Annotated in this window: 13 protein-coding genes and 1 pseudogene; 11 read left to right on the top strand and 3 right to left on the bottom strand. The window is 72.0% G+C overall.

What is annotated here, in order from left to right; all coding sequences use genetic code 11:
• Window positions 1-262: 262 nt before the first annotated feature.
• From ABGB18_RS33965 to ABGB18_RS33995, 7 genes and pseudogenes are all read left to right on the top strand, one after another.
• Entirely contained in the window at window positions 263-751 is a 489-nt protein-coding gene (locus ABGB18_RS33965) for a universal stress protein (RefSeq protein ID WP_347699892.1), read from the top strand.
• Window positions 681-1,541 carry a universal stress protein gene (locus ABGB18_RS33970; RefSeq protein ID WP_347699893.1) on the top strand — a complete coding sequence of 287 codons (861 nt, stop codon included), beginning with the start codon at window positions 681-683 and terminating at the stop codon, window positions 1,539-1,541. The genes ABGB18_RS33965 and ABGB18_RS33970 overlap by 71 nt, the downstream gene beginning before the upstream one ends.
• 222 nt (window positions 1,542-1,763) lie before the next feature.
• A pseudogene (locus ABGB18_RS33975) lies at window positions 1,764-2,798 on the top strand (NAD(P)H-dependent oxidoreductase subunit E); the annotation flags it as partial.
• A 174-nt stretch (window positions 2,799-2,972) separates the two neighbouring features.
• The gene (locus ABGB18_RS33980) at window positions 2,973-3,386 is read left to right on the top strand and encodes an NADH-ubiquinone oxidoreductase-F iron-sulfur binding region domain-containing protein (RefSeq protein ID WP_347699894.1); all 414 of its coding nucleotides are present in this window, start codon (window positions 2,973-2,975) and stop codon (window positions 3,384-3,386) included.
• Complete coding sequence (gene fdhF, locus ABGB18_RS33985) at window positions 3,383-6,061, top strand: formate dehydrogenase subunit alpha (RefSeq protein ID WP_347699754.1); 2,679 nt, start codon at window positions 3,383-3,385, stop codon at window positions 6,059-6,061. Before ABGB18_RS33980 ends, fdhF begins: the two co-directional genes overlap by 4 nt.
• A gap of 119 nt (window positions 6,062-6,180) precedes the next feature.
• Window positions 6,181-6,822: a response regulator transcription factor gene (locus ABGB18_RS33990; RefSeq protein ID WP_347699755.1), complete on the top strand. Its 642-nt coding sequence runs from the start codon at window positions 6,181-6,183 to the stop codon at window positions 6,820-6,822.
• A 169-nt stretch (window positions 6,823-6,991) separates the two neighbouring features.
• Window positions 6,992-7,426 (top strand): zinc-binding dehydrogenase, encoded by a 435-nt coding sequence (locus ABGB18_RS33995; RefSeq protein ID WP_347699756.1) that lies wholly within the window; start codon window positions 6,992-6,994, stop codon window positions 7,424-7,426.
• 20 nt (window positions 7,427-7,446) lie between these two features.
• Here the strand turns inward: ABGB18_RS33995 and ABGB18_RS34000 are convergent, their stop codons facing one another.
• Window positions 7,447-7,935 carry a protein-tyrosine phosphatase family protein gene (locus ABGB18_RS34000; RefSeq protein WP_347699757.1) on the bottom strand — a complete coding sequence of 163 codons (489 nt, stop codon included), beginning with the start codon at window positions 7,933-7,935 and terminating at the stop codon, window positions 7,447-7,449.
• A 164-nt stretch (window positions 7,936-8,099) separates the two neighbouring features.
• Window positions 8,100-8,903 carry a hypothetical protein gene (locus ABGB18_RS34005; protein WP_347699758.1) on the bottom strand — a complete coding sequence of 268 codons (804 nt, stop codon included), beginning with the start codon at window positions 8,901-8,903 and terminating at the stop codon, window positions 8,100-8,102.
• A 196-nt stretch (window positions 8,904-9,099) separates the two neighbouring features.
• Between ABGB18_RS34005 and ABGB18_RS34010 the strand changes: the two genes are divergently transcribed.
• Genes ABGB18_RS34010 through ABGB18_RS34025 form a run of 4 tightly spaced genes read left to right on the top strand, consistent with a single transcriptional unit; the run spans window position 9,100 to window position 15,431 of the window.
• Window positions 9,100-10,863: an ATP-binding protein gene (locus ABGB18_RS34010; protein ID WP_347699759.1), complete on the top strand. Its 1,764-nt coding sequence runs from the start codon at window positions 9,100-9,102 to the stop codon at window positions 10,861-10,863.
• Between the two features lie 13 nt (window positions 10,864-10,876).
• Complete coding sequence (locus ABGB18_RS34015; RefSeq protein ID WP_347699760.1) at window positions 10,877-12,022, top strand: exonuclease SbcCD subunit D; 1,146 nt, start codon at window positions 10,877-10,879, stop codon at window positions 12,020-12,022.
• On the top strand, window positions 12,022-14,493 hold the full coding sequence (locus tag ABGB18_RS34020) for an SMC family ATPase (RefSeq protein WP_347699761.1): 2,472 nt from the start codon (window positions 12,022-12,024) through the stop codon (window positions 14,491-14,493). Before ABGB18_RS34015 ends, ABGB18_RS34020 begins: the two co-directional genes overlap by 1 nt.
• A complete protein-coding gene (locus ABGB18_RS34025; protein ID WP_347699762.1) occupies window positions 14,490-15,431 on the top strand; it encodes a hypothetical protein in 942 nt (313 codons plus the stop codon). The genes ABGB18_RS34020 and ABGB18_RS34025 overlap by 4 nt, the downstream gene beginning before the upstream one ends.
• Here ABGB18_RS34025 and ABGB18_RS34030 read toward each other — a convergent pair.
• Window positions 15,428-15,847 carry a VOC family protein gene (locus ABGB18_RS34030; RefSeq protein ID WP_347699763.1) on the bottom strand — a complete coding sequence of 140 codons (420 nt, stop codon included), beginning with the start codon at window positions 15,845-15,847 and terminating at the stop codon, window positions 15,428-15,430. The genes ABGB18_RS34025 and ABGB18_RS34030 overlap by 4 nt on opposite strands.
• Window positions 15,848-15,955 lie beyond the last annotated feature (108 nt).

Raw genomic sequence — 15,955 nt, forward strand, 5'->3', positions numbered from 1 at the left:
CTTCTGGTATCCCTCCTCTCAGTATCAATTGGGGCCTTTTATTCGATTAGGGGATTTAGTCCTCTTTCTGCGGGACTTTTGTACTGTTCGGGATGCTCGGTGTTGAAGTGGCCTCTTCGGGATTTGGGCCAAGATTTAGGTTGTGCAGGTATCAGCTTGGGTGGAGATGCGACCTTATTTGGTTTTCTTGGTGAATGGCGGCTTCACGAGCGCCGGCCGACCTCGATGAGATGAGGCCGAGTTCCGGAAGCTGCCCCTGACCATCTGTCACACGTGGCAGCGGCCCTATGGCGAGGGGGACCCGACGGCCCGTGAGTCGCTACGGCGTGCGGCCGAGCACGTGCTCTGGCACGGCGCCGACTGCGCGCGAGCCAGTTCCCCTGGGCTGGATGTACGCCCCGACCTGTACGAAGGGTCGGCCACCGAGCGGCTGGAAGCGCTGTCGGCCGATGCCGGGCTGCTCGTGGTCGGTTCCCGCGGACTCGGCGCAGTCGCCGAGGCCGTCGTCGGCTCCGTGGCCACCCATGCGGTCGCCCACGCGCGATGCCCGGTCATCGCCCCTCTCGAGACCCAACGCGGTCAACGGGGGACGGCCGAGATTTTCACCACCCATGGGTCTCATCCCCCAGGTAGGGGAAGCCCGTGCCGCAGGAGGAAAACCCTCTTTCCGAGGAGACATGATGGGACGACCCATATTGGTTGGTTACGACGAGTCGCCCGCGAGCACGCTCGCATTGTGCTGGGCGGTTGACGAGGCGCGACTACGCAGGTCCTCGATCCTGGTGTGCCATGCCTGGCAGTGGCCGTATCCCCGGCGGCTCGTGGAGCCGGAGGTCCTGGCGCAGGTCGAGGGGATAGCTGCCCGCGTGCTGGACGAGGGCGTAGGTCATGTACGGAGGCTGGCCCCTGATGTGGACGTTCAGCCGCGATTGATCAGAGGGACGGCCTCAACGGTACTCCTGCAGGCCGCACACGAGGCTGAGATGACAGTGCTCGGCTCGCGGGGGCAAGGTGGTTTCGAGGACCTACAGGTGGGGTCGGCCGCCGTGCAGGTGCCCGCGCACAGCGTCAGGCCGGTCATCGTCGTACGGCCCGACGCGATGCCGGCCGGTGACAGGACGCGGATCGTGGTCGGTGTCGACGGCTCGCCCGCCAGCCTGGCCGCTCTGGCGTTCGCGTTGGACGAGGCCGCGCTCCGCGACGGTGCCGTGACCACGATCTGTTGCTGGCGCGATTACGGGCTACCGGCCGGCCCGGATCGGCAGCCCTTCGTCGATTCCCTGGCGATACGCGAGGGAGCGGAGGTTCGTTTCCGCGAAGTGACGTCACATCTGACTTCCAGACACCCCAAGGTTCCCGTCACCACGGAATTCGTGGCGGAGAGGCCGCAGCGGGCGCTGCTCGATTCGACGAAGGACGCGACGCTGCTCGTGCTCGGCAACCGGGGGAACGATTCACCCCCTTGCCTGCTGCTCGGGCCGGTCACTCAGACCGCGCTGGCCCAAGCCCGATGCCCAGTGGCAGTGACCCCGTCACCTTAGAATCGCCGCCACGGACCTTCATCGCGAGCCGCGACCGTGGTACCGGGGAGCCTCCTCCTCGGAGCGGCTTTGCACCAGGATGCGTCGGTGGATCGTTGTTGGGAGATTCAGGAGGAGCGGACTCCATTGTGTGTGCCCTATAAATCCGGGAAATGGGCATGGACATAGCTGTGAAGCAGCCCTTTTGATGCATTTCGCGCCCTCGCCGAACGGCGTGGGCGGCCAGGTGCCGATCTGATCGACGCCCTCTCCACCGCGGCCGCGGAACAGGCAGGAGGGCCGCGAACCTGGGCGCCGGAGGTGGCCAGGCGGTTCGGGCTGCCCGCGGCGGCCGGGCTCGGACCTGCCACCTTCTACGCGGATTTGGCAGTCCCGCGCGGGCGCCGCCATGTGCGGGTGTGCAGCGCGACGGCGTGCTTCGCCGCCCAGGAGGGTCGGCACCTGCCTGCCATCGAGGACGTGCTCGGCGTCACGGCCGATGACGATCACGATGCGGACCCTGAGGTGTCGTTGCAGATCGTGCGATGCCTCGGCTACTGCTATGGAGGACCGGCGGCGCTGGACGGTGAGACCCCCTGCGCGGGTCCGGACGTCGCCGAGCAGGTGGCCGGGCGTGTACGGCCGCACGCGCCTGCCATCCCCGTGGTCGACGCCACGGGCGATCCGGTGGTGCTCGCCGGGATCGCGGCCGGGCAAGCCCCATGGCGGACATGGGCGGAAACCGTGGAGCAGCGCTCTCCGGAGCTGGTGCGGTCCGAGGTGACGGCCTCCGGCCTGCGCGGCCGGGGTGGGGCGGGCTTTCCCGTGGCGGCCAAGTGGGCGGTGGTGGGCGGCTCGCCGGACACCGTGGTGATCGCCAATGGCGATGAGGGGGATCCGGGTTCCTTCGCCGACCGGTTGTTGATGGAGGCCGATCCGGCGCGGGTGCTGGAAGGGCTGGCATTGGCCTGCTTCGCCTGCGGGGCCCGCCATGGCCTGGTGCTGGTGCGCTCGGAGTATCCGCAGGCGCTCGCGCGCATGCGGGAGGCGGTGGAGCGGGCCTACGCGGACGGTCATCTCGGCCGCCGGGTGCACGGCAGCGGCGTGGATCTGGACGTCGAGGTGGTGGCGGGCGCCGGCTCCTATGTCACCGGCGAGGAGACAGCGCTGATCGCGGGGTTGGAAGGCGGCCGCGGCTGCGCACGGGCGCGCCCTCCGTACCCGACCGACAGCGGCTTGTGGGACGCCCCGACCGTGGTCAACAACGTTGAGACACTGGCCGCCGTGCCGTGGATCGTCAGACACGGCGGCGCGGCCTACGCCTGTCGTGGCGTGCCCGGAGAGACCGGCACGAAGCTCGTCTGCCTGTCGGAGCGGTTCGCGCGCCCCGGCTGCTACGAGGTGGAACTCGGCACCCCGGTACGGCGGATCGTCACCGAACTGGGGGGTGGAATGCGGGACGGAGCGGAGCTCGGCGTCCTGCAGGTCGGCGGCCCGCTCGGCGGATTCCTGTCCGAGCAGGACCTGGACGTGCCCCTCACCGAAACCGCGCTGGCCGGCTATGGGGCGGCGCTCGGCCATGCCGGTCTGGTGGCCATCGACGAGCGGCTGGAACCACTTGATGTACTTCGGCACGTGTGGGCGTTCGCAGCCGCCGAGAGCTGCGGCGCCTGCTCGCCCTGCCGGGTCGGCTCGCGCCGTGGGCTGGAGCAGGCCAGGACAGGCGTGCCTCCCGGCGACGCCTACGCCCGCATGTTGCGTGTGATGAGCGAGGCCAGCCTGTGCGCGTTCGGCCGTCGGCTGCCGCACGCCGTCCGGAGCCTGGCCCGCGCCTATGGAGACCGCTTGCGGGGGTGGGGCGGATGAGAGTCACCGTGGACGGCGTACCCGTCGACCTCCCGGAGGAGGCGACGCTGCTGACCGCGGTGCGCGCAGCCGGTCTCGACGTGCCCACGCTGTGCCACGATGACCGGCTGACGCCCGTCGGCTCCTGCCGGGCCTGTCTGGTACGGGTCGACGGCCGCGTGGCGGCGTCCTGCGTGACGCCGGCGACGGAGGGCGCCCAGGTTCGCGTCGAAGAAGACGACCTGCACCGGTTGCGCCACGACGCCGTGGAGGTGATCGTTTCAGCGCTTCCGCCGTATGCGCTGGAAGGGGACGGTGAGCTGGCCCAAGTCTGCCAGGAACTCGGCATCGAGCCGGAAACCGCACAACAAGGTGCAGGCAGGGGCCGCGACGACAGTCATCCTTTTGTCCGGCTCGACCGGGACCTGTGCATCGCCTGCGGCCGCTGCGTACGCATGTGTGCCGAGGTTCAGGGCACATTCGCGCTCACATTGACGGGACGGGGCCCCGAGACCGTGGTCGCGCCGGGCACCGGCGGCCTGTGGGTGGATTCCGACTGTGTCGCGTGCGGCGGGTGCGTGGACACCTGCCCCACCGGCGCTATCACCGAGCCGGGCCTGCCGATCGGAACCCGCCTGTCGGCGCTCACCTCCACCCGCACCACCTGCGGATACTGCGGCGTCGGCTGCACCCTGGACGTCCTGACCCGCGACGGCGAGGTCGCCGCCATACGGCCCGCCAGAGAGGGGCCGGTGAACCGGGGCCACGCATGCGTCAAAGGCCGCTTCGCCCACGGATTCCTGCATTCCCCGGAACGGCTCACCCAGCCTCTGCTGCGCCGCGGCTCCGGCCTGGAGCCGGTCAGCTGGACCGAGGCCCTCGGCCACATCGCCCGCGAACTCCGCGCCGCCGTCGAGGAGGCGGGCCCTGACGCGGTGGCGGCGGTCTCCTCGGCCCGCGCGACCAACGAGGAGAACTATCTGATCCAGAAGTTCATGAGGGTGGTCGTCGGCACCAACAACGTCGACAACTGCTCACGCCTGTGCCATTCGCCGTCGGCCGCCGGACTCACCGCCACGTTCGGCCTGGCGGGAGGCACCGACAGCTTGGAGGACGTGGAGCGAGCCGACTGCCTCCTCGTCGTGGGCGCCAACCCCATCGAGGCGCACCCGGTCGTCGGCGCCCGCCTGCTCCGGCAGGTCCTGCACGGCACCCGGCTGATCGTCGCCGACCCGCGCGCCGTCGGCCTCGCCGATCACGCCGACGTGCACCTGCGACCGCGGCCGGGGACCAACGTCGCCCTGTTCAACGGGCTTGCCCACGTCCTGCTCGCCGAAGGGCTGATCGACGAGGACTTTCTCAGCCACCGCGCCACCGGGCTCCCCGAGCTGACCGCGGTCCTCGACGACTACCCACCTGACCAGGTCGCCGCGATCACCGGCGTGCCCGCGGCGGATCTGGTCGCCGCCGCGCGGCTCTACGGGCACGCACGACGTCCCGCGATCGTGTACGGGCTCGGCGTCACCGAGCACCTGCACGGCACCGACGGCGTACGAACTTTGGCGAACCTGGCGATCCTGCGCGGCGCGGTCGGAACCGAGGGCGGCTATGGCGTCAACCCGCTGCGCGGTCAGAACAACGTCCAGGGCGCCTCCGACATGGGTGCCCTGCCCGACCTGCTGCCCGGCTACGGGAAAGTCCGCGATCCCGTGACGCGCGGCCGAGCCGAGCAGATATGGGGCACCCGCCTGCCGGCCCATGACGGCCTGCGCATTCCCGACATGTTCGCGGCGGCCCGGTCGGGAGACCTGCGGGTCCTGTGGGTCGTCGGGGAGGACGTGGCCAGCACCGACCCCGATGCCAACCGGGTCGTCGAGGCGCTGGAGACCTGCCCCCTCGTCGTCAGCCAGGAGCTCTTCCTCTCGGAAACCGCCCGGCACGCCGACGTGGTGTTGCCGGCCGCCTCCTGGCTGGAGAAGGACGGCACCTTCGTCAACTTCGACCGGCGTTTCCAGCGTGTACGCCCCACGCTCGTCCCGCCCGGCCAGGCCCGCACCGACTTCGCCATCGTGCACGCGCTCGCCGCGGCCTACGGAGCCGATCTCGGCTGCCCGACACCCGCCGAGGCGCTCGCCGAATGCGGACGAGTGGCCCCCGTCTTCGCCGGGATCTCCCACGAACGGCTGGACCGGGAGGGCGCCATCCCGTGGCCGTGCCCCGACCCCGGCCGTCCAGGTGAGTCCAGGCTCTACCGGGACCGGTTCGCCACCACGGACGGGCTGGCGCACCTGGCCGCCCGCGACTACCTGCCGCCCGGCGAGAGTGCTGACGACGACTACCCGCTGATTCTGATCACCGGCCGCCGCTGGGCGCACTACAACTCCGGCAACATGACCGGGCGGTCCGGCACCATCGATCTCGACCCCGCGGACCGGCTGGACGTCCATCCTGCCGACGCCGCCCGCCTGGCCGTCCGCGACGGTGATCCGGTGGTGGTGGAAAGCCGGCACGGGCAGGCCACGCTGCCCGCGCGCGTCACCGAGGAGGTCACCCAAGGTCAACTCTTCTGCGCCTTTCACTTCCCATCCAGCGGGGTCAACGCCCTGACCTCCGGCCACGCGGACACCGTCACCTCCTGTCCCGAATACAAAGTCACCGCCGTACGCCTGTGCGCCCGGCCGGATTCCCTGCGATGACGCCGCGCTTCCCGGAGACACCAAGGCCCAGGCGCCGCCTGGTCAAATGTTCCCCTTCAGCGCCGGCCCGCGGAGGTCGGCCCCTTGGCATTGCGGAGCCGTTGACTAGCGTCGGATACATGATTCGGGTGTTCCTCGTGGACGATCACGAGGTCGTGCGGCGTGGGGTGGCCGCCCTGCTGGAGGCCGAGGACGACATCGAGGTCATCGGCGAGGCGGGAACCGCCCAGTCGGCGATCTCCCGTATCCCGGCATCGCGCCCCGATGTGGCGATCCTCGATGTGCGACTGCCCGACGGCAGCGGCGTCGACGTTTGCCGGGAGGCCCGCTCCCGGCTGCCCGAGCTGGCCTGCCTGATGCTGACGTCGTTCGCCGCCGACGACGCCCTTTTCGACGCGGTCATGGCCGGCGCCTCCGGATACGTGCTCAAGCAGATCCACGGCTCCGACCTGGTCAGCGCGGTGCGTACGGTGGCCTCCGGGCAGTCGCTGCTGGACCCGCGGACCACCGCGGCCATGCTGCGACGGCTCCGCGAACAGACGGCCACCAAGGACCCGCTGGCCGCGTTGTCGGACCGAGAGCGGTGCATCCTCGACCTGATCGGCGAAGGGCTGACCAACCGTCAGATCGGCGAGAGGCTGTTCCTGGCCGAGAAGACCATCAAGAACTACGTCTCCAACCTGCTGTCCAAGCTCAACATGCAGCACCGCACCCAAGTCGCCGCCCTGTCCGCCCGGCTACGGGCCGGCCAGCGCGATTGAGCGCGCCTGCCGTTTGAGGGGCGAACACTGGTCGTCGGGGGCTCGCGAGGCCGGGGAGCGATCCGCCGTCCCGCAGCGGCGCCGCCGGCGTGAAACGTCGGTATCCCGTGATCTCGTCCTTCTGAGGGCAGCCCAGCCGGGCCGAAATTGACCTCAACCTAACTAGAGGTTGCAGGCTGGGTTCCGGAGCCCGATCCGGACGAAGATCCTGGCGGGGGAGGCGCGGATCCGGGAAGGGGAGTGGGTCCTGGTGACCGCCGCCGCGGGCGGCGCGGGCTGCGCTGGCGGTGGCCTGAGCGAGGCCGCCTTCGACGCGACGGCCGATGGCGGCCGGTTCGTCTCGTACGGCACCGCCAACGGCGGATTCATGGAGATCGATCCGCGGACGGCCGAGCGGCGGCGGGTACGGGTGCGCAACGCCCTGGCGGCCGGGCCGCCCGACCCGGCCGTGGTCAGGGAGTCGCTCGCCCGGGCGCTCGCCCTGGCGGCAGAGGGCCGGATCCGGCCGGCCATCGGCGCGACCTATCCGCTGGAACGCGCCGGGGACGCCCATGCCTCCCTGGCCGAGCGCACCACGATCGGCAAGTCGCTGCTGGCGGTGTGATCGCGATCACACGTCCGCTGTCATGACGCGGTGATCCGGTGCAGGAAGCGGACCTGCGCCCGCGTCTCGACGGCCTTGGCGTCATATGCCTCCCGCACCCAGCCGACCGCCTCCTCCGGGGACATCCCCCGCAGGACGGCGAGGGCGGCCAGGGCCGTGCCGGTGCGGCCGTGGCCGCCGGCGCAGGCGACCTCGACGCGTTCACCGCGCCCGACGCGCGCCAGGAGGTCGCCCAGCTGCCCGATCGCCGCCTCGGGCCGGCGCGGGGCGGAGAAGTCCGGCCAGTCCACGCGCTCGTACGGCCAGGGCGGCGTCCAGGGTCGCAGCCCGACCAGGTAGCGGCCGTAAAGAGAGGGCCGGTCGAGGGGATGCCCCAGCAGATACAGCCCGAACTCCACCGGCGGATCCGGCACCGGGGTGGCGCGCAGCCCCCGGGCCAGCACCGTGCCCCCGCCCGGAAGATCGAGTGTGCGTACCCCAGGATGCTGCTTGGCCTTACCGGTGCTCACCGGATCCTCCCGTCTCGTCGTCCTTCGGCGAGCCTATGGACGCGGAGGGTCGGCGGTCCATGAGGTTCGCCGGAGGCCGACCGCTGTGGATTTCCGCAGCCGCGCCCGAGCAGGTCTTCGCCATCGCGACCTCGATCTTCTGCCACTGACGGCGGCCGCGCGGGTCAGCGTCGAGATCGGGCCGGGCGGCGTAACCAGAGCCCGGCGCCGGAGGCGAGGGCGACCAGGAGCCCCGCCGCCACCAGCATCCGGCCGTCCGGCCCGGCCTCACCGCCGCCGCCGGTCGCGGCCCCTCCGTCGGGAGTCTGGCTCTCGGTGTCGGTGTCGGTGTCGCTCTCGGTGTCGGTGGGAGTGTCCGGTTCGGTGGTCGGGTCCGTGGTGGTCGGGTCGGGGTCGGAGGTCTCGGTGGAGGTCGGGTCGGTGCTGGGGGTGGAGTCCTGGCCGGTGCCGGGGACCCGCAGGGGATATTCCGTCCGGGCGCTCGTGCCCGCGGGGTCGCACTCGATCGCCGCATTCTGCGGATCGGAGCCGATGTTGATGGCGGCCACGTGCACCGTGCCCTCGCCCTCCCTGTTCGGGGTGGTCTTGAGCTCGACGGTCGTCACGGGGAGCGGGATGGAATCCCCCGGGACGATCGTGCCGAGGGGCGCGACGCCGGTGGCGGAGGTCAGCCCCTGGAAGCCGCTGATGCCGGCATAGGCGTACAGGTTGATCTCGCCCTCCAGCCCGGTGTCCGGGGCCATGAGCTCGCTGCCCACGTAGGAGGCCTTCCAGCCGATGCTCATCTCCCTGTTCACCTGGGCGTCGGTGGGTATCGTGAGCTGGATGTCGAGCTGGACGGTCTGCGTCTCGCCCGTGGCGACCGTCTTGCACGAGTACGCCACGGTTTCCGCCTTCGCGTGTGCCGCGGGAGCGGCGGCGTACGAGAAGAGCAGGGCGGCTGCTGAGATGGCCAGTTCGACGCGCACGAGAGCTCCCTTGCTGCGGATGGTGCATCAGAGGAGACGGGGGATGCCGACGCTGGGTTGACCAGCCTATCTACTTTAGGACAAATGTGATCATCGCGTGACCGGACGCCGCGGGTCGAAGCGGTAATGAGCCGGACGCATCCCCCGAGCGCCACTACGCTCCCATTGACGAGCATTCATGGGGGCGGAGGGATTTGTGACGGTCAACGGGGCAGCGGCGAGCCGAGAGGCGACGGCCGAGATGCCTGCGGCGGGTGAGGTGGTCGGGCGGGTGCTCGGGACGCAGGCGGCCTCGCCGCTGTCGTTCTGGGTGGGGCTGGAGCCCGGCAAGGTGCTGCAACTCGACGACGTGGTGGTGACCAGGCGGGAGGTGCCCGGATACGGGCCGGTGCTGGTGGCGGGCGTGGTCTCGACCGTCGAGGCCAGGCACGAGGGCGCCGCGTACGACTCCGACGTCTTCCTGATCGCCGACGGCGCGCTGCCCGCGGCCGTGGTCGAGGTGGCCGAGGTGCGGGTGACCCGGGTCGAGCCGGAGGTGTTCGTGCCGCCGCTGCCCGGCGCGAAGGTGCACCTGGCCAGGGCCGGCGACCGCGACCAGGCACTCTACTTCGACGTGATGGAGCGGCGGGTGCCGCTCGGCATGGGGCGCGACGGCCAGCCGCTCTACGTCAACTTCGACTTCCTGGACGGCACCCGCGGCGCCCACGTGTCGATCTCCGGAGTGTCCGGGGTGGCCACCAAGACGTCGTTCGCCACGTTCCTGCTCTACTCGATCTTCAACTCCGGGGTGCTGCGTGAGGAGTCGGCCAACACCAAGGCGCTGATCTTCTCCGTCAAGGGTGAGGACCTGCTGTTCCTGGACCACGACAACCTGCGGCTGGATGAGAGCGCCCGGGGCGTCTACGGCCGGCTCGGGCTGCCCGCGCGGGCGTTCGGCAGCGTGCACGTGTTCGCGCCGCCCCGGCCCGGCGACCCCAACGGCGTGCCGCACGTGGCCGCTCGGACCCAGGGGGTGAGCGCGTTCTACTGGACGCTCGTGGAGTTCTGCGCGGAGGAGCTGCTGAGGTTCGTCTTCGCCGACGCCGACGACGAGCGGGCCGGTTACTCGCTGCTGGTGGGCCAGGTCGCCGCCCGGCTGAAGGCGTGGGCGGAGCCGGTGGGCGACGGCGGCGCGGTCATGGTGCGCGGCACCGCCTGCCGTACCTTCGCCGACCTGGTCGAGCTGCTGTCCGACGAGCTGCAGGACGAGGCCAGCCGCCTGGAGTGGACCGGGGCGCAGACGCCGCTGGGCACCGTCAACGCGTTCCTGCGCAGGCTGCGCAGCGCCGTGCGCGCGCTGTCCCCGATCGTGCGGGGCGACCTGCCGTTCTACCGCGCCCACTCCGTCAGCACCTCCGACGCGCAGGTCTCGATCGTGGATCTGCACAACCTGCCGGAGCGGGCGCAGCGGTTCGTGGTGGGCGTGGTGCTGCGCGGGGAGTTCCACCGCAAGGAGTCCTCGGGCACGGCCCGGCCGCTGCTGTTCGTGGTGCTGGACGAGCTGAACAAGTACGCGCCGCGCGAGGGCGACTCCCCGATCAAGGAGATCCTGCTCGACGTGGCCGAGCGGGGCCGCTCGCTCGGCGTGATCCTCATCGGCGCCCAGCAGACCGCCTCGGAGGTGGAGCGCCGCATCGTCTCCAACAGCGCCGTACGCGTCGCCGGCCGCCTCGACCCGGCCGAGGCCGCCAGGTCCGAGTACGGCTGGCTGCCCCCGGCCGTACGGGAACGCGCCACGATCGCCAAGCCGGGCACCATGTTCGTGGCCCAGCCCGAGATCCCGGTGCCGCTGGCCGTCGCCTTCCCCTTCCCGGCCTGGGCGACCCGGCCCTCCGAGGCGGCGGCCCCGGCGACGGCGGCGGCCTCCGAAGATCCGTTCAAGGGGTTGCCCGGCGTCGAAGACGACATCCCGCCCTTCTGAGTCAGGTGGTTTCGTGAAGATCCTGCACACCGCGGACTGGCACGTGGGCAAGGTGCTCAAGGGCCGGCCCCGCTTCGACGAGCACCGAGCCGTGCTGCGCGAGCTGGTCGCCGCCGCGCGCACCCACGACGTGGACGCCGTCATCGTGGCCGGCGACCTCTTCGACACCTCCGCCCCCACGCCCGAGGCGCAGTCGCTGGTCCTGGGCGCGCTCATGGCGCTGCGCGGCGACGGCCGGGACGTGGTGGTGCTGGCCGGCAACCACGACAACCCGCAGCTCTTCGAGGTCTACCGGCCGGTGCTCGGCGCGCTCGGCCTGCACGTGGTCGGCGCCTTCCGCCGCCCCGACGCGGGCGGCACGCTGGCCTTCACCGCCCGTTCCGGCGAGCCGGTACGCCTGGCCGTGCTGCCCTTCCTGTCACACCGGTACGTCGTCCGCGCCGCCGAGGTGCTGACCGGCACCGCCGCAGAGCACAACCGCGACTACGCCACCCGCGTCGCGGAGCTGATGGGCGCGCTGACCGCCGGGTTCCACGGCGACACCGTCAACCTGGTCACCACCCACGGCACCCTGCCCGGCGGGGCGTTCGGCGGCGGGGAGCGGGAGGCGCAGTCCATCTTCTCCTACTACTTCGAGCCGACCGCGTTCCCGCCCTCCACCCAGTACGCCGCCCTCGGCCACCTGCACCGCCGCCAGCAGATCCCCGGCCCCTGCCCGATCTGGTACAGCGGCTCGCCGGTCGCCGTCGACTTCGGTGAGGAGGGCAACATCCCCGGCGCGCTGCTGGTCGAGGTCTCGCCCGGCCGCCCGGCGGTGGTGCGTGAGCTGACGTTCAGCTCGGCCCGCCGGCTGCGGACCGTGCGCGGCACCCTGGAGCAACTGGAGGCCCAGATACAGGAGGCGGGCGACGACTGGCTCAAGGTGATCGTCGAGGAGCGGCCCCGGGTGGGCCTGGCCGACTCGGTGCGCGACCTGCTGCCCGGCGCCGTGGACGTGCTGCTGGACGAGCGGTTCAGGCCGGTGCCGGCCGTGCGCAAGGGCGGCTCGGCCGAGCGCAGTCCGCGCGAGTTGTTCCGCGAATACCTCACCGCCACCGGACGCCACGACGACCAGGTGGCCACCCTGTTCGACCGGCTCTACGACGAGGTGACCGGCTGATGCGTCCCCTGCTGCTCAACCTCGACCACTTCGGCAGCTTCCGCGAGCCGGCGGCCGTGGACTTCTCCGACACCGAATACTTCGCCCTGGTCGGTCCGACCGGCGCGGGCAAGAGCACGATCATCGACGCCATCTGCTTCGCCCTGTACGGCACGGTCCCGCGCTGGGGCAAGGAGAACGTCATCTCCCACGCCCTGGCTCCCTCGGCGGCCGCCGGCAAGGTGGGGCTGGTGTTCGAGAGCGGCGGCCGGCGATACGGCGTCGTCCGGTCGGTGGCCCGTGACAACAAGGGCGCGGTGCGTACCAAGGCGGCCAGGCTCGACGAGCTGGACCCGGCCGCGCCGCTCGACCGGGCGTACGAGGCGGTGCTCAAGCCGCTCGCCGAGGGTGAGCACGTCACCCCTGAGGTGCAGGGGCTGACCGGCCTGGAGTACAAGTTCTTCACCCAGTGCGTGGTGCTGCCCCAGGGCCGCTTCGCCGAGTTCCTGCACGCCGCGCCGCGCGAGCGGCAGGACCTGCTGGTGCAGCTCCTCGACGCCGACGTGTACGAGCGGATCAGGCAGCGGGCGGCCGGCGAGGAGGAGGCCGCCAAGAGCGCCGCCGCCTTCGCCCGGGACCAGCTCGGCCGGCTGTCCGGCGCGTCGGAGACGGCCGAGCGGGAGGCGGCCGACCGGCTGGCGGCGCTGCGGCGGCTGGCCGGGACCATGGACACCGACCTGGACCTGCTGCGGGCCCGCGAGGCCGACATCCGGCGGGCCGAGCAGGAGCGGGCCTCCGTGGCCGAGCGGCAGTCCGCGCTGTCCTCGCTGCGCATGCCGGGCGCGGTGCCGACGCTGGCCGAGGCCCGGCGCGCCGCCGAGGAGTCGATCGCGTCCCTGACCGACGAGGTGGCCGGGCTGGAGGCCGACGACCGCGCGGCGGACGAGGCGCTGGCGGCGCTGGGCGACCGCGCCGAGCCGCTGGCCGCCCTGGCCGCCCTGGAGGCCCGCGAGCGGCTGACCGCCGAGGCGGGCGAGGCCCGCGCCGCCGCCTCGGCCGCCGGCGGGTCGCTGGAGGGCACCAAGGCCGACCTTGTCGCGGCCGAGCAGGCGGTGGCCGCGGCCGAGCACGAGCGCGAGCGGCTGCGCGACGCCCACGCCGCCGCCGGGCTGGCCCACCGGCTGGCCGTGGGCGAGCCGTGCCCGGTGTGCCTGCGTACGGTCACCGAACTGCCCGCCGAGCGCGGGGCACCCGATGGCCGCGGCACTACCGGTGGCGGTCATGGCTCTGGCGAGGAGGTTTTCGATCTCGGGCCGGTCGAGCGCGCCCTGGCACGCGCCCGCGACCGCGCCGCCCGCGCCGGGTCCGCCCACGCCAAGGCGGAGACGTCGGCGTCGATGCTGGCCGGGCAGGCGACCCGGCTGGAGTCCGAGCTGGCCGCGCTGCCCGCCCCGGGCGACCGGGCCGGGATCGAGGCGGCGCTGGCCGCGTTCGGCAAGGCCGACGAGCTGGCCAACCAGGCGCGTACGGCCGTGCGCGCCGCCCGCCGCCGGCTGGACCAGGCCCGCGCCGCCGCCCAGCAGGTCGGACGCCAGGCCGAGAGCGCCTGGCGCACCCTGGAGTCCACCCGCGACCGCCTCCTCGTGCTCGGCCCGCACGACGTGCCCCCGCCCGCGCTCGACCGCGGCGACCTGCACCGGGCCTGGACCGAGCTGCTCGGCTGGCGGGACGAGGCCGCGCGGGCCGCCGCCACCGCGCTCGCCGCGCGCGAGGCCGAACTCGCCGAGGCCGCCGCCCGGCTCGCTGGAGATCGCCGCAACCTCGCCGACCGCCTCGCCGAGCACGGCGTCACCGTCCCGCGCGAGGCGTCGCCCGACCAGCTCGGCGCCGCGGTCGCCGCGGCCGTGGCACGGGCCGACGGCGCGCTCGAACGACTCAGGGAGGACCGCAGGCGGGCCGCCGAGCTGGAGCGGGTCGTCGCCGAGAAGGAGCACGAGGCCAAGGTCGCGCACGAGCTGGCGCTGCGGCTGCGGGCCAACGCCTTCGAGCGCTGGCTGTGCGCCGAGGCCCTGGAGGTCCTGGTCGCCGGTGCTTCCGACACGCTGCGCGAGCTGTCCGACGGCCAGTACGAGCTGGCACTCGCCGACCGTACCGGGGACATCGAGGTCATCGACCACGGTGAGGCCGGGATGCGGCGCAGCGCCCGCACGCTGTCGGGCGGCGAGACGTTCCAGGCGGCCCTGGCGCTGGCCCTGGCGCTGTCCGGCGCCGTCGCCCGGGGCCTGGACTCGATCTTCCTGGACGAGGGATTCGGCACCCTGGACCCGGCCACGCTGGACACCGTCGCCACCACCCTCGAACGCCTCGCCTCCGGCCGGGAACGCATGATCGGCGTCGTCACCCACGTTCCCGCGCTGGCCGACCGGGTGCCGGTACGCTTCGAGGTCAAGCGCGACGCCAAGGGCTCACATGTTCGAAAGGCAGGTCTGTGACAGGTTTCACCGTCGATCCCTGGGATCCCGGCTATGCCGCCGCGCTCGCCGTCGAGGCGCTCGCCGAGCTGGGGGCGACCAGTGCCGAGCTGGTTCTCGACGTCGAGCGGCCGGCGGCGGACTGGAAGCCGGTTACGCCCGGGCCCGGCGCCGCCGCTCCCGGCACGCTGCTGGTCGCGGACGGCGTACGCAGGATCGACGCCCGGGTCTGGGTGCACGACGACGACGCGCCCATGCCCTTGCCCGGGATCGCCGCCTCCTACGCGGCCGGGATCGTCCGCTGTGGTCCGGACGGGGCGGAGCCGGCCGCGATCGACGTCCACCGGACGCTGATCTCCGCCTCGCCGCTCACACCCGAGGTGAAGACCGCGCACGCCGTCTACCGGCCGAGCCGGGCCGCGGGTTCCACCTTCGACGAGCTGTCCCTGGCCCTGCAGCGCCAGGTCACCCAGTCGGAGGTGGACCTGGCGGTGCGGCACCGGTCGGGGAGCGATGATCTGCTGCTGGTGGACGGGCCGTTGCGGGGGCGTACGCACCTGCCGCGCACGGTCGGCTACATCAAGACCCACCACACCGCCTACCTGCCCTCGCCGCAGTCCGCCGTGGTGGCGGCGCTCGGGCCGGGGCAGCGCACGCCGGTGTTCCTCATGGGCACGAGCTGGCGCCGGCACGCCTGGTACCTGCGCCTTCCGGTGCAGTCGTCGGCCCCCTGGGCGGGCATCGCGCGCTGCGAGGCCAGCGCCGACCTGGACGCGGGGGAGGTGGCGCGGCTGGCCGACGCGGTGACGCTGGCGCTGCCCGCCCTGGCCGGGGTGGACTACAAGGACCCGCGCGCGCCCCAGAACCTGGTCCCGATCGGCGGCCTGGAAAAGCTGCTGCGCCATCACCTGGGTGATCCGCGGCTGCTCTACCGGGCGTTGCGCAACGCCGGCCGCTAGACGGCGAACACCTGCGCGTCGTCCGCGAACGCCTTGAACTCCATCGCGTTGCCCGCCGGGTCCAGCAGGAACATCGTCCACTGTTCGCCGGGCAGGCCCTCGAAGCGCAGGTAGGGCTTGATGACGAACTCGGTGCCGGCCTCGCGGAACCGGTCGGCCAGTTTGTGAAATTCCGGAATTGTCAGGATAAGTCCGAAGTGAGGCACGGGGACGTCGTGGCCGTCGACCGGGTTGTGCACGCGTTCGGAGCGGGCGGGGGCCAGGTGGGTGACGAACTGGTGGCCGTGGAGGTTCCAGTCGATCCACGTGTCGGAGCTGCGGCCCTGCGCGCAACCCATGAGCTCGCCGTAGAAGCGGCGGGCCGCGTCCAGGTCGTCCACGGGCACGGCCAGATGAAAACGGGGGATCGTGGTCATGACAGACTTCACCTTTCCGGACATGATGTGCAATTCATCACGAAAAGCTACCCTGGCGGTCGGTCGCGGAATCCGCCACCTGGCGGATGGAGCGGTGCGCTCGCCTAC

The sequence above is a fragment of the Nonomuraea sp. B12E4 genome (assembly GCF_039871825.1).
GTDB lineage: Bacteria > Actinomycetota > Actinomycetes > Streptosporangiales > Streptosporangiaceae > Nonomuraea.

Excerpts from the sequence above, each read along its gene's own strand:
- ABGB18_RS33970 (WP_347699893.1), top strand. The coding sequence starts at position 681 with ATGGGACGACCCATATTGGTTGGTTACGACGAGTCGCCCGCGAGCACG.
- ABGB18_RS33980 (WP_347699894.1), top strand. The coding sequence starts at position 2,973 with ATGCGGGACGGAGCGGAGCTCGGCGTCCTGCAGGTCGGCGGCCCGCTC.
- fdhF (WP_347699754.1), top strand. The coding sequence starts at position 3,383 with ATGAGAGTCACCGTGGACGGCGTACCCGTCGACCTCCCGGAGGAGGCG.
- ABGB18_RS33990 (WP_347699755.1), top strand. The coding sequence starts at position 6,181 with ATGATTCGGGTGTTCCTCGTGGACGATCACGAGGTCGTGCGGCGTGGG.
- ABGB18_RS34020 (WP_347699761.1), top strand. The coding sequence starts at position 12,022 with ATGCGTCCCCTGCTGCTCAACCTCGACCACTTCGGCAGCTTCCGCGAG.
- ABGB18_RS34030 (WP_347699763.1), bottom strand. The coding sequence starts at position 15,847 with ATGACCACGATCCCCCGTTTTCATCTGGCCGTGCCCGTGGACGACCTG.